Annotated in this window: 15 protein-coding genes; 6 read left to right on the plus strand and 9 right to left on the minus strand. The window is 41.7% G+C overall.

All coding sequences use genetic code 11. From position 1 onward, the window contains the following. Positions 1 to 141 precede the first annotated feature (141 nt). From A7P55_RS05325 to A7P55_RS05340, 4 genes are all read right to left on the minus strand, one after another. Positions 142 to 1,233, minus strand: a complete 1,092-nt coding sequence (locus A7P55_RS05325; RefSeq protein WP_171551377.1) for an alpha-hydroxy acid oxidase — start codon at positions 1,231 to 1,233, stop codon at positions 142 to 144. Continuing rightward, the gene (locus tag A7P55_RS05330; RefSeq protein ID WP_171551378.1) at positions 1,233 to 1,916 is read right to left on the minus strand and encodes a Fe2+-dependent dioxygenase; all 684 of its coding nucleotides are present in this window, start codon (positions 1,914 to 1,916) and stop codon (positions 1,233 to 1,235) included. The genes A7P55_RS05325 and A7P55_RS05330 overlap by 1 nt, the downstream gene beginning before the upstream one ends. Before the next feature lie 97 nt (positions 1,917 to 2,013). After that, a complete protein-coding gene (locus A7P55_RS05335; RefSeq protein ID WP_171551379.1) occupies positions 2,014 to 4,290 on the minus strand; it encodes a catecholate siderophore receptor Fiu in 2,277 nt (758 codons plus the stop codon). A 445-nt stretch (positions 4,291 to 4,735) separates the two neighbouring features. Beyond that, entirely contained in the window at positions 4,736 to 6,940 is a 2,205-nt protein-coding gene (locus A7P55_RS05340; RefSeq protein ID WP_065343319.1) for a TonB-dependent receptor, read from the minus strand. Between the two features lie 248 nt (positions 6,941 to 7,188). On the opposite strand from A7P55_RS05340, the gene tig reads away from it, so the two are divergent. The 4 genes from tig (at position 7,189) to A7P55_RS05360 (ending at position 11,620) form a co-directional block, all read left to right on the plus strand. Next, positions 7,189 to 8,520: a trigger factor gene (gene tig / locus A7P55_RS05345; protein WP_004657817.1), complete on the plus strand. Its 1,332-nt coding sequence runs from the start codon at positions 7,189 to 7,191 to the stop codon at positions 8,518 to 8,520. 271 nt (positions 8,521 to 8,791) lie between these two features. Further along, a complete protein-coding gene (gene clpP, locus A7P55_RS05350) occupies positions 8,792 to 9,397 on the plus strand; it encodes an ATP-dependent Clp endopeptidase proteolytic subunit ClpP (protein WP_004877521.1) in 606 nt (201 codons plus the stop codon). Between the two features lie 42 nt (positions 9,398 to 9,439). Further along, positions 9,440 to 10,750 (plus strand): ATP-dependent Clp protease ATP-binding subunit ClpX, encoded by a 1,311-nt coding sequence (gene clpX / locus A7P55_RS05355; protein WP_171551380.1) that lies wholly within the window; start codon positions 9,440 to 9,442, stop codon positions 10,748 to 10,750. 153 nt (positions 10,751 to 10,903) lie between these two features. Continuing rightward, positions 10,904 to 11,620 (plus strand): DUF2846 domain-containing protein, encoded by a 717-nt coding sequence (locus tag A7P55_RS05360; protein ID WP_033134121.1) that lies wholly within the window; start codon positions 10,904 to 10,906, stop codon positions 11,618 to 11,620. A gap of 14 nt (positions 11,621 to 11,634) precedes the next feature. Here A7P55_RS05360 and A7P55_RS05365 read toward each other — a convergent pair whose 3' ends face one another. The 3 genes from A7P55_RS05365 to A7P55_RS05375 form a co-directional block, all read right to left on the minus strand. Next, the gene (locus A7P55_RS05365; RefSeq protein ID WP_171551381.1) at positions 11,635 to 12,177 is read right to left on the minus strand and encodes a DUF2059 domain-containing protein; all 543 of its coding nucleotides are present in this window, start codon (positions 12,175 to 12,177) and stop codon (positions 11,635 to 11,637) included. 107 nt (positions 12,178 to 12,284) lie between these two features. After that, positions 12,285 to 13,811, minus strand: coding sequence for a fumarate hydratase (locus A7P55_RS05370; RefSeq protein WP_033134119.1), 1,527 nt, complete (start codon positions 13,809 to 13,811; stop codon positions 12,285 to 12,287). A gap of 148 nt (positions 13,812 to 13,959) precedes the next feature. Beyond that, a complete protein-coding gene (locus tag A7P55_RS05375; RefSeq protein WP_171551382.1) occupies positions 13,960 to 14,820 on the minus strand; it encodes an AraC family transcriptional regulator in 861 nt (286 codons plus the stop codon). A 183-nt stretch (positions 14,821 to 15,003) separates the two neighbouring features. On the opposite strand from A7P55_RS05375, the gene A7P55_RS05380 reads away from it, so the two are divergent. Continuing rightward, positions 15,004 to 15,918 (plus strand): DMT family transporter, encoded by a 915-nt coding sequence (locus A7P55_RS05380; RefSeq protein ID WP_171551383.1) that lies wholly within the window; start codon positions 15,004 to 15,006, stop codon positions 15,916 to 15,918. A gap of 50 nt (positions 15,919 to 15,968) precedes the next feature. Next, complete coding sequence (locus tag A7P55_RS05385; protein WP_171551384.1) at positions 15,969 to 16,580, plus strand: class I SAM-dependent methyltransferase; 612 nt, start codon at positions 15,969 to 15,971, stop codon at positions 16,578 to 16,580. 50 nt (positions 16,581 to 16,630) lie between these two features. On the opposite strand, the gene pta is transcribed toward A7P55_RS05385, so the two are convergent. After that, on the minus strand, positions 16,631 to 18,766 hold the full coding sequence (gene pta, locus A7P55_RS05390) for a phosphate acetyltransferase (RefSeq protein ID WP_005201102.1): 2,136 nt from the start codon (positions 18,764 to 18,766) through the stop codon (positions 16,631 to 16,633). 29 nt (positions 18,767 to 18,795) lie between these two features. After that, a complete protein-coding gene (locus A7P55_RS05395) occupies positions 18,796 to 19,971 on the minus strand; it encodes an acetate kinase (RefSeq protein ID WP_033134115.1) in 1,176 nt (391 codons plus the stop codon). Position 19,972 lies beyond the last annotated feature (1 nt).

Raw genomic sequence — 19,972 nt, forward strand, 5'->3', positions numbered from 1 at the left:
ATTGTGTTTTAAATATTGACGCTTAATTCTGATGTTATGATTTTTATCATTTTATTGAAGTTTTATTTATATGATTTGTCTTCAAAATATTGAAAGTTTCTGAATATCAATTTGTTAAAGTCAAAATAATTAAAAATTTCATCATTGATGAATATGGTCTTGGTCGATGTCGTCTAAACAGGGTGTTCCCATTAATGCCATTGTGATCTCGAATTCTTCTTTTAGAATTTTAAGTACATGAGCCACACCCAATGCCCCAGCCGTCGCTAAGCCATAGATATAAGGACGGCCAATGAGTACGGCGGATGCGCCAAGCGCGATGGCTTTAAACACATCTGTACCACGACGAATTCCGCCATCTAAGAATAGGGGGTAATTGACTGGAACAACGGCTCTGATTTTTTGTAGCGCAATTAATGGAGGAATGGTGGTATCCAGTACGCGACCACCATGATTGGAAACGATCAGACCTGAAACACCATATTCGACCGCTTTCATGGCATCGGCAGGATGCAATACACCTTTAAGAATCACTGGCAGTTTGGTATTTTTAATTAACCATTCAATATCCTTCCATTTTGGTGCCTTTTTCATTAGACCTTGAAAAATAGGGTGTTTGTCAGCAGCTAAATTGCCAATTTCAAAATTAGTCGAGGCATGTGGGTGTGGCATTTCAGTTGGCAATTGAAAGAAGGTTTTACGCTCTCGATCACGGATACCTGTATGGGGTGCGTCGATAGTAATGACGATCGCTTTGTAATTGTGTTGTTCTGCAAGCCGAATTAATGCTATAGATTGTTCTCGGTCACCTTGCCAATATAGTTGAAACCATTTGTAGGGATTCTCTTTATTTAAAGCTTCTATATGCGTGTTGCTTAATGTACTGAGGACAAAATTACTCTGCATTAACTCAGCGGCAAGTGCTGTGGCTTGCTCGGCTTGCGGATGGAAAAGTGCTTGATGTCCAATGGGAGCAAGAAAAATTGGATGAGGGTAGTCCATCCCAAATAAATTGACTCGAGTATGAGCTTGAGAAAAATCATTTAAATGTCGTGGAATAAGCTGAATATCTTGAAACTGGAGCTGATTTTCTTGCACGCTCAGTTCATGCATGGCACCGCCTTGTAAATAATGCCAAGTCGCTTCTTCAAGGTGTTGAGATGCTTGTTGTTGGTAATCTGCCACGGTTTGTAGATGTGCTGGGATTGTGGTCAATGGCGGAAGAGCTGACATTAGAAGATTCCCCATTGTCTTAATAAATTATGATAATGGCTGGTTAAGGCAACCACTTCCTCGGTGTCGCCAAGCTGCTGTCTTAGTTTTAGAATAGTCATATCTAAATTAAACAGCATGGTACGTTGCCAGTCATCTTTCACCATGCTTTGAATCCAAGTGAAAGCGGCAATGCGACTGCCTTGAGTAACCGGTTCAACACGATGTAAGCTGGTAGAAGGGTATAAAATCGCATCACCCGCATCCAGTTTCACTTCATGGCTGCCGTAGGTATCCTCAACAATCAGCTCACCACCTTCGTATTCTTCTGGTTCAGATAAAAAAACCGTAATGGAAACATCGGTACGAATCATTTGTCCTGTTTTTGCAGAAGCTTGAACAGCGCTGTCAACGTGGTTGCCATAATTGCCCTGATTTTGATAGCAATTAAACATCGGCGATAAAATGTGTTGGGGCAGGGCGGCTGAGCGCAACAGTAGATTGTGTTGTAAGGCATTTAGAACAGACTGACTTATGGATTGATAGACATCATTACTGGTGTCAATTTGTAAATTATTTTTAGTTTGCTGCGCTTGGGCCCCTGCACTCTGAGCGCCATTGACCCATGCTGAGGCTGGTTGCATTTTTTGGCGTAGTTCTAACACTTGTTGTTTACTGAGCAGCTCAGGGATGTGCAACATCATCTTTAAAACCTTTCAAAAAAGTACAGCCTGTCGAAAAAGTATACCTTTTCTGACAGGCTGAGTTCATCTATTCAATCTTCAAATTTGATTGAATTATTTAGAACTTATAGTTGAACGTTAATGCTGCTGAACGAGGTTGACCGAGTACAAAACGGCTACCACCATTATTTAATGCACTGATGTAGTCTTTATCCGCTAAGTTGTAGACATTCAGATTAAGTGATGCATTTTTGTTGAAGCTATAACCTGCCATTGCATCAAAAACAACGTAAGAAGGCACTTTTGGCATATTGATAGGGGCAGTACTAGGAATACTGCTCGTTGTATTTGCCCTTACTAATTCATCGACATAACGTGCACCTAAGCCCACTTTAAAGCCAGCAATGTCATAAGTCGTCCATAATGTTGCTGTCCACTCTGGTGACCAACGAACTGAATCTGTAGTCGTGACCGCACCATTAGTTGTACTTACACTTTGTTGATTCTTCTGTTTGGTTTTCATATGAGCAACGCCCGCAGAAATATTCCAAGCATCGGTAATTTGACCGACGACACCGAGTTCAACACCTTCAACTCGTGTTTTACCTTCTTGAAGCCAAGTTAAGGTAATTGGGTCTTGCGTAAATTGGTTCTCATTTTCTGTGTGATAAACGGCAGCATTTAATGCCAGTTTATTTTTTAATACATCCCATTTGCCACCAATTTCATAATGGTTGGTTTCTTGAGGCTTTGAGCGTGCATTATTGGCTGCTTGAGTACCAGTGGTTTCTGCTGATAATCCAAAGTTTGAACTACCCGGTGGTGTCAACGATTTTGCATAAGATGCATAAATACTGCTGTTTTCCGTTGGTTTAAATAAGCTGCCGAGTTTCCAACTGACTAAAGTGTCATGTGCTTTTAGGTTGGTCGGTGTTTTAGTTACTGCAAGCGTGTTTGAATCTGTTGCTACAGAAAGAGCTTCATAATCAGTTTCGTAGTAATCCACACGAACGCCACCATTAAACTGCAAACGATTGTTGAGTAATTTAATCGTGTCAAATAGATAAGCTGCAGCTGTTCGAGTTTCACCATCGGTATACGCACCCGTATGGACTAGGCTTGGCATAACATCGTAATGATTTGGATTGTATAAATTAGCAGCTGGTGTTGTTGGAGCTTTTTGACCTGGTGTTTGTGTCGATAAAGTACGAGAAATCTGTTGTTCTTGTAAAAACTCTAAACCTGTAACCAGATCATGCTCAACGGTACCTGTTTTAAAATTCACATTGAGTGATGAGGTATTGGCAAGAATTTTATTTTCCTGATCAACCCCTTGATGTGAGCGAGAAATCGTCCATGCATCTGGATTATTTGATCCATTCTTATTTAATGCATTAATGCCTGTTAATGCGCGATTCATTTGCGATTTACCATAACGAGAGGTATTGGTAAATTTTATTTTATCGCCAAAATCGCTTTCAACTTTTGCGGTTACCATATCAGCATCAATATCTTCATAGTCATTGACACTGCCATAGTAATTCGAACGATCAACTTCTTTTGCCTTATTCAAATCGGCATCTGCGTTAAAGAAGCCTTTCATCCCAACAGTAGGAATACCACCATCGGGAATATTATTTTGGCGAACATGTTGAGAATATAGGTAGAAACGTGTGTCTGTATTGAGACCGAAAGCAATCGATGGCGCAATTGCCCAGCCATTGTTTTCGAGAACATCACGGTTTTCAACACCGCCATTTTGCCCCATCACATTTAAACGAACTGCTGTGCTTTCATTAATGGCTTGATTGATGTCAGTGGTTAAGCGTGCATTTTCAGCGGTATTATAACGCGCTGAAACTTCACGACTGTTTTCTGCCTTTGGTAACTTAGTCACTAAGTTGATATAACCTGATGCTGCACCACGACCTGCTTCAGAGCCAGAAGGGCCTTTTACAACTTCAATTTGTTCTAAGTTAAATACATCTCGGCTAACTGCACCCAGATCACGAATACCATCGACATAGGTCGATGTTTGCGTTGAAAAACCACGCATCTGGAACGTATCACCTGCGCTGGTATTACCATTTTCACCCATTTGTAGGGTGATGCCTGGGGTATTACGCAGTGCTTCCATTAATGATGCAGCACCTTGTTCCTGTAGCAGTTCCTTTTTGATGACTTGTACAGTTTGAGGTGTGTCGAGTAATGGTTGTGTATATTTTGGAGAGCTTACTGCATCTACTTTATAGGTATTTTCTGCATTCACTTCAATTGTTGGAAGTTTTGCCACACTTTCTTCTTTAGGGGCGGCATGCGCTGCTAAAGGAAGACTTGCTGCAAGCGCAACTAAAGGTGTAGCACGAAGATGTTTACGACTTTTGATTTTTGCCATTGAGAGAACCCCTGAAATTGAAGTGTGAATGACAGAACTTTCAACCTTGTAGAGCTTTTACAAAAAAGAAGTAAAAGCGAATGAATTGTTAAGCTATGTAACAATTTGTGTGAAGTCTATTGATAATTATTATCGTTATCAATAGCTTTTAATGTTGTATAAAGAGCTGTATATATTTAATTTATTGAAATATATTGATATTTAATGAGATTGGTATTTTTGATTAATAATTGGACGAAATGATAATGTAGTGATGGTTATATTTAAAATATTGATATATTTGATTTTACATAAGTTTTTATAAAAAATTGTGCTGTATGGAGAAGGTATATCAAAATTATGTTCTTGGAAAAGTTTTAAAGGAACTTTTGAGTTCATTGTTATTTTGGGGGCGTATAAAAAAACCTGCATATGCAGGTTTTTTTGAAGCTTAATCAATATTCAATTAGAAGTCATACGACACTGATAACCAGAAGTTACGACCTGCAAGATAAGTGCCCGACATTCCTGAGCCAATCATCATATAGTCATAATAAGAGGCTGGATTTCCGTTTGAATCAGTATATGAACCATTGCTGGTGAAGTCTTTGTCGAGCAAATTATTCACTGCTCCATTAAAGCGTAATTGATCATTCACACTATAGCTTGCGCCTAGGTTGAATAAGTTATAACCCTTTAACTTGTTGTTGGTTGCATTGTAAATAATAGCGGCATCACCTGTAGTTTGTACGCTGTCGTAGCGTTTACGCTCAGATTTATACTCATGTTGTAACCATAGATCAAATGCATCGTTAATATGCCAAGTTGAGGTCATATTAAATGCATTTTTAGGGACGTTGCTCAGATATGAACCTTTATTCTTACCTTTGGTAATTTCGGTTTCCATATAGGTATATGCCGCTTTGATATCCCATTCAGGAATAATGCTGTATTTTAAGCTGAGTTCAACACCTTTGGTTTCGGCTTCGTCTGCATTAATTTTTTGTGCAAAAGTATCTTGTTGGGTGATATGTGATCCATAACTTACACAACCAGGACGGTTTGGGGTTTCTCCATAAAAACAGTTTAGTAATTCAGGCCCGTCAGTAATCAGATTCTTAATTTTATTAAAGAATGCTGTGGTGGTCAGATCGAGATTACCATTGTTATAATTGAAGCCAAGTTCATAGTTGGTTGACTCTTCAGGTTTTAGGTTCGGTGAGCCAATGTTAAAAGATGTACCTTGCCCACTAATACTGATAATGCCATTGTGAAGATCTTTTGCTGAAGGGGCTTTATAACCTGTGCTCACGCCACCTTTAAATGTAAGTTCGTCATTTGCATTCCAAACTAAGTAGGCGCGTGGACTAAATTGACCACCAAAACCCGAGTGATCTTCATAACGACCTCCAAGGGTAAAACCGAGGTTGTCGAGAATACGCCATTCATCTTCTGCATAGATAGAGAAAGAGTCTTTCTTGAATGTCGCGCCAATGCCTGCAATATCATCTGCAATTTTAGCTTCTTTATATTCAGCACCAACAGTGAGTTTATGATCTGCAATTGGCATCACAACATGTGAGTCAGCGACGAAATCGGTATTCTCTAGTTTACGATCAGCACCTTCTGAGGCATTATTTGGAAAGGTTCTAAATGGAACAGTACGTCCGATAGTCTCTGTTTTTGTTTTACTAATATAAGATGACCACTGACCAAAATTATAATCACCGTCATGACCAATGGCTATTTGGTCACGTTTAAATTCTAATTTATCTTTATAGCCTGTAGCAGCAAGTCTTGAAGCACCTCGCGGTATTGTAGTCCAGTCTTCTGTACCTAAACGATTATCATCATTTTTATAGGTTTGGCTGGAGTGGAAACCATCAACCCAAAAATTATTTTGCTCATTTAATTTAAAGGATAGTTTTCCACCGACATCGTAGATATCTGCTTCGCTTGGGCGTGGATCACGACCAGAGGTACCGGGAATTCGTTCAGATTTTTGACGATCTAAGTAAGAACCACGTAGCTGTACACCTAGCTTGTCTTGAATAATCGGACCATTGACCACGACGCTGGTTTTCCATGAGTCGGCTTCGCCACCATGTTCCATGACATTGCCACTGACGGTGACATTGCCATTCCATTCATTACTAATTTTCTTGGTAATAATGTTAATTACACCCCCCATCGCTTCTGAACCATAGCGCGTTGCCATTGGTCCACGAATCACTTCAATTCTTTCGATTGACGCGAGTGGAGGTAAGAAACCATTTGCAGATTCACCAAAACCATTTGGGGTGACATCTGAAGAGGTGGTTTGGCGACGGCCATCAATCAGAATCAGGCTGTATTCACTGCCTAAACCACGCATTTTTATATTTAAACCCGATGTTTTTCCAATACCGTCACGGATATCAATGCCTGGAACATCTGCGAGTAGATCAGCAATGCTGGTTGCATTTTTCTTTTCAATATCTTCTTTTGTGACCACGCTAATCGAAGCGGGTGCATTTTTAATATCTTGTTCAAAACCCGCGGCTGATACAACAATCGTTGCAAGTTGATGGGTATTGGTATTTTCAGATGCTGTCGTTGTTTCTGCAAAAACAGATGTGGTCATCGCCCCGAGTAATGCGAATGAAAGAGGGTGCAAATTAAATTTACTCATAACTAGAGTTCCAAAGCTGGACGAGAAAAATAGAACAACTGTTCAAAAAGAATGCAAAGTATAGTGATAATACTTATCACTAACAACAAAAAATAACGTTTGTTTTAAGATTCATTTAAGAAAACTGTGTTTTTGGCTAAAATGAGAAATAAATTTGCTTTTTTAGCATCCGATTTTGTATATCCAGAAAGTTGTCATATAATGTGGCACTTTAAAAATTGTTATTACTAACTAATATCGAGGAAGCCATGCAAGTAACGACTGAAGCGGTTTCGGGCGTTGCCCGTCGTTTAAATGTTTCTGTACCGACGAGCCGTGTTAACGAGCAGTTTGAAGCTCGCTTACAACGCACTGCCAAAACTGTGAAGATCAACGGCTTCCGTCCAGGTAAAGTGCCTTTGAATGTTGTTCGCCGTGAATATGGTGCGGGCATTTATCAAGAAGTTGTGAATGACATCATTCGTGACAGCGTATTTGAAGCAATTCAACAAGAAAAAATCAATGCGGTCGGTATGCCGAACATTGAGAAAGTTGAGAACAAAGATGATGCTTTAGTTTTTGAAGCAACTGTAGAAGTTTATCCAGAAGTTGAAGTGAAAGCTTTTGCTGACTTGGAAGTTGAGCGTAAATCATCAGAAATCAATGATAAAGACGTTGATGTCATGATCGAGAACTTGCAAAAACAACGTCAAACTTGGGCTGTGACCAAAGGTATGGCGAAGAAAGACATGCAAGTGACTTTCGATTTCGAAGGGACTGTTGATGGTGAGAAGTTTGAAGGCGGCGCTGCTGAAGACTTTAAACTTGTACTTGGTTCAGGTCGTATGATCCCAGGTTTTGAAGATGGTATCGTTGGTATGAAAGCTGGCGAAGAGAAAGTGATTGATGTGACTTTCCCTGAAGATTACCAAGCTGAAAACTTAGCGGGTAAAGCGGCTCAATTCAAAATCACTGTGAAGCAAGTTGAAAAAGCAAAACTTCCAGAAATCGATGCTGAATTCTTAAAAATCTTTGGTTTGACTGAAGAAGAAGGCTTAGACAAGCTAAAAGCTGACGTTCGTAAAAATATGGAACGTGAAGTTCGTAACGGTCTTCGTAACCAAGTTAAACAAGCTGCATTTGATGCACTTGTTGCTGCAAACGAAATCGAAGTTCCAGCTTCAATGGTTGCTCAAGAAATTGACCGTCAACGTCAACAAATGATCCAACAGTTCACTCAACAGTTTGGTGCTCAAGGTGCAGGCGCATTTGACAGCAGCATGCTTCCAGATGAATTGTTCAAAGAACAAGCTGAAAAATCAGTGAAGCTTGGCGTATTGGTAAGCAAAGTATTGGCTGATGCTAAACTTGAAGTTGACCAAGCACGTGTTGATGCTTACATCGATGACATGGCTTCTTCTTATGAAGATCCAACAGAAGTGGTTGAATACTTCAAAAATGACAAGCAGCAACGTGCTCAAATTGAAGCAGTTGTGTTAGAAGACCAAGTGGTTGATCACATCTTAGCTGCAGCTAAAGTAAGTGATGTAGCGATCAGCTATGAAGACTTATTAAAAGAACAACAAGCTCGTCGTGGCTAATCTTTTAAAAAGTTGATGAAAGAAAAAGGCGCTTAATGCGCCTTTTTCTTTTTGGCTTTGCTCCACTTTTATTGATGCATTTTGTGATCAGCCAAAACATCGCGGAAAGTGCTGCAAAGCCTCTGTTATGAAAGTGTTAATTTAATTCGAAATTGCCAGATTTTAGTCTAAAAAATCGAATATTTCAGATTGAACCTTTTGCAATTTCATTGATTATCCCTCATATTGTTGGCATAGATCGAGTCACAATAATTTAGGAATAAGTAAACGTATGTATGTTCCAACAATTGAAAATGCTTTAGTTCCTGTTGTCGTTGAGCAATCATCTCGTGGTGAGCGTTCATTTGATATTTATTCACGTCTATTACGTGAGCGTGTTATTTTCTTAACGGGTGAAGTTGAAGATAACATGGCGAACTTAATCGTTGCGCAGATGTTATTCTTAGAAGCAGAAAATCCAGAAAAAGATATTCATCTCTATATTAATTCACCGGGTGGTTCAGTGACTGCGGGTATGGCGATTTATGACACCATGCAGTTTATTAAACCCGATGTTGTGACCTACTGTATGGGGCAAGCGGCATCAATGGGCGCGTTCCTATTGAATGCAGGTGCAAAAGGCAAACGTTACTGTCTTGAAAATGCACGTGTGATGATTCACCAACCTTTAGGTGGTTTCCGTGGTCAGGCGTCTGATATCGAAATTCACGCACGTGAAATTTTGTTTATCAAAGAACGTTTAAATCGTTTGATGGCTGAACACAGTGGTCAAGATTATGAAACGGTTGCGCGCGACACAGATCGTGACAATTTCATGACTGCACAAGCAGCCAAAGAATATGGTTTAGTTGACCAGGTACTAAGCAAACGTCCGTAATTTTTTAGGACCTAAGTTTAAGATTTAAGTTGTGGAGTAAATATGTCCGAACATCCTCAAGGACAAAAACATTGTTCATTTTGTGGTAAAACGCAATCTGAAGTTGGAAAGCTGATTGCAGGTGAGGACGCATATATTTGTAATGAGTGTGTAGATGTCTGCTTGGACTTGGTTCAAACCAGTCAACAAGTTGAAGCAGGGGATTGGGCGACCAAAGCCTTGCCGAAACCACATGAAATACGTGCTGCCTTAGACCAATATGTGATTGGGCAAGATGTTGCGAAGAAAACCTTATCGGTTGCAGTATATAACCATTATAAACGTTTGAAAGTGGGTCAGTCGACTCATGGGCATCAAGAAATTGAAATTGCGAAAAGTAATATTTTGCTGATCGGACCTACAGGTTCAGGTAAAACATTATTGGCGCAAACACTGGCTCGTTTGCTCGATGTGCCTTTTGCGATGGCAGATGCAACTACCTTAACCGAAGCGGGTTATGTGGGTGAAGATGTTGAAAACATCGTGCAAAAATTATTGCAAAAAGCTGATTACGATGTAGAGAAAGCACAAAAAGGCATTATCTACATTGATGAGATTGATAAGATTACTCGTAAATCTGAAAATCCATCGATTACCCGTGATGTGTCAGGCGAAGGCGTACAGCAAGCATTATTGAAAATGATTGAAGGTACGGTTGCGTCTATTCCACCACAAGGTGGTCGTAAGCATCCACAGCAAGAATTCATCCAAATTGATACAGCCAATATCCTGTTCATTTGTGGTGGTGCATTCTCTGGTTTGGAAAAAATCGTACAGCAACGCCAAGAGAAAGGCGGGATTGGTTTCACTGCAGATGTGAAGAATAAAGATGACAGTAAAAAAGTCTCTGAATTGTTCCGTCAAGTTGAAGCAACCGACTTGGTTAAATTTGGTTTGATTCCTGAATTTATCGGTCGTTTGCCTGTGATTGCAACTTTAGAAGAGCTGGATGAAGAAGCGTTGATGCAGATTCTGACCGAACCTAAAAATGCATTAACACGCCAGTATCAGTACCTGTTCACCATGGAAAATGTAGATCTGGTCTTTGATGAGTCTGCATTACGTGCCGTGGCGAAGAAAGCGCTTGAGCGTAATACTGGTGCGCGTGGTCTGCGTTCTATTCTAGAAAACGTATTACTTGAAACGATGTATGACTTACCAAGTCGTACAGATGTGGGTACTGTTATTTTGAATGAAGCTGTCATTAATGGTACGGCTAAACCAACATTCAAAGCAGAGCGTTTACCACAAGTGGGTATGCCAGAAGCAACTGAAAAGAAGGATTTGAAGGTGATTGATTCTAAATCAGCCTAATTCTCATTCATCTAAAAAAGCATGAAAGGCTTGGCTTTTCATGCTTTTTTTATTTGCAATTAGGCGTTGAGGTGTTAATCTTAAAAAATTGAAAAAATGTGCATAGTTTTGCGCTGTTAAAAATAAATCCAAGAAAACGCCTTGAGGGATGTCATGCGTTATTTAATATTGTCATTATGTTGTGCTGGGGTATTGGCTGGCTGTCAAAGTCATAAGACAGTTGAAGAAAAACCAACCGCACTGACTGCAACCTTACCAGCTGTCGATACTGAAAAAGAACCAGGTCTATTTGATCAATATCATGTGGGTGGCTTCTCTGTTGGTGGTTGGGTTAATCAAAAGTTAGGCCAATATTACGCACCAATCAAACCGCAAAATGAACAAGCTGCGGTGGTCTATTTATACCGTCCAGATACACGTTGGAACCGTCAGGAAATTGCTGCGGCCAATTTATTTATCAATGGGCATCGTATTCCGAGTTTATTACATAATCATTATTACTGGGTTGAACTGCCTGCTGGAACTTATCGTTTGAGTGTAAGCCGTCCATTGGCGGGATTACATTTCCAAAAGCCGAAATATCTCGACTTTACAGTGGATGCTGCACAGACCTATTTCATCAAATATGATGAGGAAAATAAGATTTCTCGTAGCGAGCATACAGGCCCATTTATGATTACGCCTGACAAGGTGGCGCATCAGGAAATCGCATTCACACGGTTAAAGTCTTCCAGCTATAACTTTGTCGCTCAAGATGCATCGGGCAAGGTTCGTTCAAAACCTCAAGAATTAAAACCAGAAAAGTACGATGAGAAGTCAGAAGTGCATTTGGTTAAGCCATTTAAGCTTTGGAATCCATTGACTTGGTAGGTTTGCTTGAGCAGCTACTCATCTTGAATTAAAGGTTTAATGATGGTGAGGAACTGCTCTTTTAGTTGCGAGCTCTGTTCTGGATCATTTAGGGTTTTTTGGCTTAAATTACTCATGTACTGAAAAACATGGGTACTGATTTGCAATGTTTTTTGATTGATCGATTTACCTTCAGGTGTTTTTAAGAATTTCAAATAGGCTTGTATTTCTTCTTCGCTCAGGGTGTCTGCATAAATCTTCTCTATTGCCCGAATAGTCTCGGGGCGAGCAAAGACTTTTGAACTGGTTTCTTTTAATAATTGGCTCAATTCCAACACAGCAAGATGTTCTTGAGTTGTGGTGAGTGCTTCTTTTCCTAAGACTCGTAATAAAATATTTTCAGCTTCAAGATCGAGTGTCGGCTGCATTTCATCGAGTGAGGTATTTAAAACATTTTCTAGCTCGCTCAGTTTGATCAGTTCTTTGACGGATTTACTTTGGGCGGGAGTTGCAAAAGCACTTTGTATGCAACCGAGAAGGCAAAGTCCAATCATTAGGTTGAACATGTATTTATTCATCTATAGACCGCCTTATTGTTCTCGTCTTTTTTATAATTTAGCAGAAGCAGTAGGCAAAAAAATAGCCAAATACGATGATTCGGCTATTTGAATTGTATGAATATTATTTATGACGCAGCTGCATCAACCACTGGAATCTTACCGATTTTTGCTTGCCAGATTTTTGGTGCAGTGGCATGGATTGAGGTACCATTCACATCAACTGCAACAGAGACAGGCATATCTTCAACCACGAATTTGTAGATTGCTTCCATACCTAAGTCTGCAAAAGCAACCACTTCAGCCTCACGAACTGCTTTAGACACGAGGTAAGCAGCACCACCCACAGCCATCAAATAAGTTGCTTGATTGTCTTTGATCGCTTCAATTGCAGCAGGACCACGATCCGCTTTACCAATCATACCGAATAAGCCAGTTGCTTCTAACACTTGACGAGTGAACTTATCCATACGGGTTGCAGTTGTTGGACCTGCAGGACCAACCACTTCATCACCCACTGGATCGACTGGACCCACGTAGTAAATGAATTTACCTTTTAGATCAACTGGAAGTTCTTCACCATTATTTAACATGTCGACCATGCGCTTATGTGCAGCATCACGACCTGTATAAATCGTACCGTTCAATAATAATGTATCGCCTGGCTTCCAAGCATTCATTTCTTCTTGAGTAATGGTATCCAGATTTACACGCTTCGATTGAGAAGAATCCCATGTTACAGCAGGGTAGTCTTCAAGTTTTGGTGCTTGAATATGTGCAACACCAGTACCATCTAACTGGAAGTGCGCGTGACGGGTCGCAGCACAGTTCGGAATCATACCGACTGGCTTACCTGCTGCATGACATGGGTAATCCTTGATTTTAATATCAAGAACTGTGGTTAAACCACCAAGACCTTGTGCGCCAATGCCCAACGCATTCACTTTCTCGAAGATCTCGATACGGAGTTCTTCCATTTTGCTTTGTGGGCCACGACGAAGTAATTCGTCCATGTTGATTTCTTCCATAAGTGCTTCTTTTGCAAGCATCATGGCTTTTTCAGCAGTACCACCGATACCAATACCGAGCATACCTGGTGGACACCAACCTGCACCCATGGTTGGAACAGTTTTAAGTACCCAATCTACGATTGAATCAGATGGGTTGAGCATCGCAAGTTTAGATTTATTTTCTGAACCACCACCCTTCGCTGCAACGGTAATATCAACTTTATTACCAGGAACGAGTTTGTAGTGAATCACGGCAGGCGTATTGTCTTTGGTATTTTTACGACCAAAAGCTGGATCTGCTAAAACAGAAGCACGCAGTACGTTTGAGTTCTCTAGGTAACCTTGGCGTACACCTTCGTTGACTGCATCATCCAAGCTCATGCTTAAATCAAATTTAACATCTAAGCCGACTTCAAGGAAAACGTTAACGATCCCTGTATCCTGACAGATTGGTCGGTGACCTTCAGCACACATACGTGAGTTGATAAGGATTTGGGCAATAGCATCTTTTGCAGCTTTATTTTCTTCACGATCATAAGCACGGCTCATCGCTTGGATGAAGTCTTGTGGGTGATAGTAAGAAATAAACTGCAGGGCATCCTTGATTGATGTAATCAAGTCATCTTGTTTGATGATCGTTGTCATATCAAATTTCTCTTGAGCGGGCGATTAGCTGGCGGGCTAAATTATATGACAAAAAGGAATGAATGTGGGAGTTTTAGCTTAGATTTGGCTAAAGGTCTAAAGTGATTTTTCGATCTAAATTGCAGCAACAAAAGATGTGCTTTGGATTTTAGTTTTTTCTCAGTTGAGATGGGCTATAGCCAAACTGTTTCTTAAAGCGATGGCTAAAATGGCTGCTTGAGCTAAATCCATATTGCACTGCGATCTCTGTTAGATTCGCTGCGGTCTGTTCAAGTGCTTGATGAGCACGCTCAAGACGGCGTTGCATCACATATTGATGCGGTGGCATCTGCATTGATTGTTTAAACATATGCGCAAAATGATATTCACTGAGTTGCGCTTGCTGAGCCAGATCAGATAAGGTCAGACTCAAATGGAGATGTTGATCAATCCATTCTAATAACTGCTTAAGTACATAAGGCGAGAGCCCCCCTTTGACTTCAGGTGCTTGCCATTGCGCATGACTATAATTTTTAATTAAATGGTTGAGTAATAGCGTTGTCGCCGTACTCATTTGCAAATGGTTTTCACGTTCTTGCCATGCACCATTGAGTAAAAAATGCCGATAGATCATCGAAATTTGTGGGTCAGCCACAAAAATTTGTGGGTTTAAAATGATTTGGCTGGGTTCACGATCCCAGACTTGTTCTGCCACGCGTTGTAAGTGTTGTTCAGTGTAATACAGATGTACGAAGGTGAGTGGATCACGTAGGTCCCAAGTCGACTCGAAATCTTGTGGCATCAGGCACATACGGTCAGGGCCACCGCCATTGTGCCAGCCCTGTTGGGTTTTTTGATAGCTTTCATAACCGCCCTGAATATACATGCTCAAGGTATGGTGATTGCTACAGACACTGACTCGGTCTTGGTTATTTTGCCACATGGCTAACTGCATGCCCGAACCCAGTTCTACCGAGTCGAGTAATTGCGCTTTATATTGCTGTAATTGATCTAGAATCTGGTATTTCATCTTCTATACGCAGTGCCAAATATGATCCAGTTAAGTGTAGAACTTTCAGCCAGTTTTGTCATCTGGTCAAAAAAATTATAGAAAAACGCAAATCTATGACAATCATCGCAAGATGGTGCAAGTAATCATGACCGCAAAAGCAGCAAAATAGTCGTCGAGGTAATTGAGTTTGGTTCTAATGATATGAATGCGCTGTTATATGCGTTGGTTGTGGTGATCTGGGGCACAACATGGATTGCGATCAGTCTGCAACAACAAAGTGGGATATCAGCCAGTGTTGCGGTGTTCTGGCGTTTTTTTATTTCCGCAATGGTGTTATTTGTTTTCGTCGCTTTGAGCCGAAAGTTTCAGAAACTAGCAGGCAAAGATCATCTGTTTTGTATGTTGCAGGCCTGCTGTATTTTTGGCTTTAACTTTGTCTGTTTTTATTATGCGGTGCAATATATCAGTAGTGGTTTGGAAGCGGTAATCTTCTCCATGGCGGTGATTTTCAATACCATCAACGCCAGATTATTCTTTGCGCAGCAGGTGTCGACACGGTTTTATCCTGCGGCCTTATTAGGTGTACTGGGGATTATTGCTTTGTTTTGGCATGACGTGGTGGGCACCACTTTAAACAGCAATACATTGATCGGTATTGGACTATGTATTTTAGGGACTTATGGTTTCTCTTTGGGCAATATGATCAGTACACGCCATCAAAAACATGGCTTGGATATATTTACCACCAATGCCTACGGGATGTTGTATGGCTCACTGCTGATGGCCTTGATCTCATGGTTTAGACAGGATCAGTTTTTTCCAAGCATGCAATTCAGTGCAATCAGTGCTTTACTGTATCTCGCGATCTTTGGTTCGGTGATAGGTTTTACCGCCTATTTCTATTTGGTCGGACGGATTGGTGCAGGTAAAGCGGCCTATAGCACCTTATTATTTCCTTTGGTCGCATTGGTGATTTCGACGGTATGGGAGGATTATCACTGGCACATGAATGCGGTGATCGGAGTCATTTTAATTCTATGCGGGAATGCAATTTTCTTTGTAAAAGGACCGCAAACCAAGAAAATTCAGACATTAAATAAGCCAGAATCTTGTTAAGATTTTGCTCAATCGCTTTAAAAAAAGAATGACTCATAATAGGCAATGACATGGTACAGGAACATCTAGCGCAGCATATTATTGAACTCTACCAGAAGCACGCTCGTGAATGGATTGAATTACGAGGAAAGCTTCTGTCTGAGAAGGTCTGGCTCGATCGTTTTCTCAGTCTGCTGCCAAACTCGGCGCATATTTTGGATTTGGGCTGTGGTTCAGCTCAGCCTATTGCTGCCTATTTTATTGCTCAAGGACATCAGGTAACAGGTATTGATGCTTCGGAATACATGATTGAAATGGCACGGCAGTCTTTCCCTGAACAGGTCTGGGTGCAGCAAGATTTTCGGGAGTACTTTACCGAACAAAAGTTTCAAGGGATTATTGCGTGGGATAGTTTCTTCCACTTCACCCAAGATGATCAACGCAACATGTTTAAACGTTTTGCCGAATATGCACAATCAGGTACTGCTTTAATGTTTAGCAGTGGGCCTGCACAGGGCGAGGCAATTGGTGAACTCGGTGGAGAGCCACTGTATCATGCCAGCCTCTCAGCGGAGGAATATCAGACTTTGCTGCAACACAATGGGTTTAAACTGATTAAAATGATTGCTGAAGATGTTGAATGTACGGGACATACCATCTGGTTGGCTCAATACCACTCATGAAAAAGCCCTTTCAATCTAAAGGGCTTTTTCAATTTCAATCGAATATTGGATTAATCTTGTTGCTTCGCCTGAATCGCAGTCAGGGCAATGGTAAACACAATATCATCGACCAAAGCACCACGAGACAAGTCATTTACGGGCTTGTTTAAGCCTTGTAGCATCGGACCGACACTCACCACATTGGCAGCACGTTGTACCGCTTTATAGGTGGTATTACCTGTATTTAGATCAGGGAAAATAAATACATTGGCACGTCCTGCTACTTGCGAGTCTGGTGCTTTTTGGCGACCAACACTTTCAACCGAGGCAGCATCGTATTGTAATGGCCCGTCGATGAGTAAATCTGGACGACGTTGTTGTGCGATTTTAGTCGCTTCAGCTACTTTCTCGACATCAGCGCCTGTGCCAGATGTGCCAGTAGAATAGCTGATCATGGCAATGCGTGGATCTAGACCAAAGGCCTTGGCTGAATCTGCCGATTGAATCGCAATCTCAGCAAGTTGTTCTGCATTCGGATCTGGGTTAATCGCACAGTCACCATAGACATAGACTTCATCAGGCAACAACATAAAGAAAATGGATGAGACCAGTGAGTAATTCGGAGCCGTCTTAATCAGCTGGAATGCAGGGCGTACGGTGTTGGCAGTGGTATGAATCGCACCAGATACCAAACCATCGACTTGATCGAGTGCCAACATCATGGTGCCGAGTACCACGGTATCTTGAAGCTGTGCTTTGGCTTGCAGTGCGTCAAGCTTACCTTTACGCAGTTCCACCATGGGTTCGATATATTGATCACGAATAGTATCCGGGTCAATAATTTGTAAATCATCGGGCAACTGAATACCGCGTGCTTTCGCCACTTCGGCAACCGATTCAGGCTTTGCTAATAAAATACACTGTGCAATGCCGCGAGTTTGACAGATCACAGCCGCTTGTACCGTACGTGGCTCATCACCCTCTGGCAGGACGATACGTTTTTTTGCAGCAATGGATTTCTGTACCAACTCGTAACGGAACGCTGAAGGCGATAAGCGTGGATGTAGGTTGTTCTGGGTATGTTGATCCAGCCAATTGCTATCCAAATGACTCGACACGAAACGGGTGACTTGCTCTGCACGTTCAGTATCATCAATTGGAATTTCATTGCCAAAGCGATGCAGCAGTTGTGCTGTTTCTAAGGTATCTAAAGGCGTGTGTAAGATTGGGAGTCCTTGCTTAATCGCACTTTGGCAAAACTCAAGCACATTGCTTGCTGGCGCAGCTTGCTCGGTTAAAACCAGACCCGCGAGCGGTGTACCATTGCTGCTGGCAAGACTGGCTGCCAAGATTGCATCTGTACGTTGTGAGGCGCTAATAATCAATTCGCCCGCAACAAATTTATGCAGTTCTGATTCGATATTCGAGGCAATTAAACTGGTATGCAGAATACGACGTTGTTTGGCCTCACCTTGATGTAACCATGTACCATTGATGATCGAAGCAATATCTAAACTACGTGGCACGCTGAGGGTATTGCTGAATGGCACCAATCCAATAATCGGGAGTTCATCGGTGCCCATAAAGCGGTTATAACGTTGTAACTCTAAGGCAAAAGCATCAATGTGCTGGTCTAGACGTAGACTTGGATCAAGTGTGACCGGAATTTCGGCCGTGCCCTCAGGCAAGCCTTTGGTTCGCATAAACAACACGCCTGTGGTGCGTGCCGAAGCTGCACCACCAAATTGACGTAAATGTGCATCGACTCTTTCCGCAGTTTTGCGTGGATCAGCTAAATCTGCGGTGCTGACCAAAACCACTTGCGCATCCAGTGCTTGTGCGAGTGCAGCATTGATTTCACTGACAAAATGATCTTGTCCATTCGGAACCAAACCTTCAACGATAATCACATCATGATCAGCTGAAATTTGACGGTGTAGTGCAACCGCCTCCTCAAGGAGCTCATCTGTTTCGCCCAAGGCAATCAGTTGAGTCAGTCTTTCGTAGGTGATTGGCTCGGCAGATTTATGCTGAAATAAATGACGATAGAGTGTCGTGGTACGGTCAACCGTGGTGTCTGCAATTTGAGAGTAGGGTTTTAAGAAACCCGCATTAATCCCTTTACAATCTAGTGCATAGATCATACCTAAACAGGCTGAAGTTAAGCCAACACCTTCACCTGTGGGGATGAGTAAAATTGTATTCATAGTGACCTTAAATTCTTGTAATTGGTTAATTAAGCTGTTGGTTCAAGTACTTGACGAGTTTCTTTGGCAATACGACCTTCTTCATCAGTCGGAATCACCCAAATTTGTGGACCTGTACCATCGTCGATACGACCTTCACTACCGCGAGCCAAGGCATCATTTTTCTCTTTACTAAATTGAAAACCGAAATGTGCTAAATAGCCTAAAGTCTTTTCACGGACATAAGCCGAATTTTCACCAATACCACCTGTAAAGACTAAACCATCCAGATGGGGTAGACCGCAACTCATCGCTGATAACGATTTGGCGAGGCGATAACAGAATACTTCAATGGCAAGGGTTGCACCATCATGACCATTTTCAGAGGCTTCAACCAAGGTGCGCATATCATTGGATAAACCAGATAAGCCCAATAAGCCACTTTCTTTATTGAGCATACTGTCAATTTTTTGGATATCCCAGCCGAGGTTACTGGCAAGGAATAAATGTAAGCTTGGATCGACATCACCACTACGCGTACCCATGACAACACCTTCAAGTGGGGTCATGCCCATAGAAGTATCGACGCTATGACCATTCCATACTGCACAAGTCGAACTGCCATTGCCCAAGTGTGCACTGAGCCAGCCGCCTTCATTTTTATGACCTGCCAATTCGCTGGCACGTTCGGTCACATAGGCATGGCTAGTGCCATGAAAACCATAGCGACGAACTTGGTGTGCTGTATATAAAAATTGTGGTAGGGCATAGCGATAGGCACGCTCAGGCATGGTTTGGTGGAAGGCGGTATCGAATACAGCAACCTGAGGCAATTGAGGGAATAAGCGCATGGTGGCTTCAATTCCAATCAAATGGGCTGGATTGTGCAGTGGTGCAAGAGGTGTCGCTGCTTCAATACGCTCAACCAGTTCTGGCGTGAGTAATTCTGCTTTGGTGATGTCGCCACCGTGAACCACACGGTGTCCAATCGCCTGTGGGTTATAGTTCGCTAAACGAGCCAATAATGTTTCAAGTGCTTTGGCGTGATCTGCATAGGGAATTGAAAGTTCCAGTGGTTCGCCACCCAGTGTAACCCCTTTAATACGGGCATCTGCAGCGCCCAGGTTTTCTGCCAAACCATAAATACGGTCTTCACGACGTTCCGAGACGAGCGCGTATTTGATTGATGATGAACCACAGTTAATTACTAATACAGATATAGCCACG

Source organism: Acinetobacter sp. Ac_5812 (genome assembly GCF_013072695.1).
In the GTDB taxonomy this organism is placed as follows: domain Bacteria; phylum Pseudomonadota; class Gammaproteobacteria; order Pseudomonadales; family Moraxellaceae; genus Acinetobacter.

Coding starts and splice junctions, on each gene's coding strand:
- A7P55_RS05335 (WP_171551379.1), bottom strand. CDS start 4,290: ATGGCAAAAATCAAAAGTCGTAAACATCTTCGTGCTACACCTTTAGTT.
- A7P55_RS05330 (WP_171551378.1), bottom strand. CDS start 1,916: ATGATGTTGCACATCCCTGAGCTGCTCAGTAAACAACAAGTGTTAGAA.
- clpP (WP_004877521.1), top strand. CDS start 8,792: ATGTATGTTCCAACAATTGAAAATGCTTTAGTTCCTGTTGTCGTTGAG.
- A7P55_RS05365 (WP_171551381.1), bottom strand. CDS start 12,177: ATGAATAAATACATGTTCAACCTAATGATTGGACTTTGCCTTCTCGGT.
- A7P55_RS05370 (WP_033134119.1), bottom strand. CDS start 13,811: ATGACAACGATCATCAAACAAGATGACTTGATTACATCAATCAAGGAT.
- clpX (WP_171551380.1), top strand. CDS start 9,440: ATGTCCGAACATCCTCAAGGACAAAAACATTGTTCATTTTGTGGTAAA.
- A7P55_RS05340 (WP_065343319.1), bottom strand. CDS start 6,940: ATGAGTAAATTTAATTTGCACCCTCTTTCATTCGCATTACTCGGGGCG.
- pta (WP_005201102.1), bottom strand. CDS start 18,766: ATGAATACAATTTTACTCATCCCCACAGGTGAAGGTGTTGGCTTAACT.
- A7P55_RS05385 (WP_171551384.1), top strand. CDS start 15,969: ATGGTACAGGAACATCTAGCGCAGCATATTATTGAACTCTACCAGAAG.
- A7P55_RS05325 (WP_171551377.1), bottom strand. CDS start 1,233: ATGTCAGCTCTTCCGCCATTGACCACAATCCCAGCACATCTACAAACC.
- A7P55_RS05375 (WP_171551382.1), bottom strand. CDS start 14,820: ATGAAATACCAGATTCTAGATCAATTACAGCAATATAAAGCGCAATTA.
- tig (WP_004657817.1), top strand. CDS start 7,189: ATGCAAGTAACGACTGAAGCGGTTTCGGGCGTTGCCCGTCGTTTAAAT.
- A7P55_RS05380 (WP_171551383.1), top strand. CDS start 15,004: ATGAATGCGCTGTTATATGCGTTGGTTGTGGTGATCTGGGGCACAACA.
- A7P55_RS05360 (WP_033134121.1), top strand. CDS start 10,904: ATGCGTTATTTAATATTGTCATTATGTTGTGCTGGGGTATTGGCTGGC.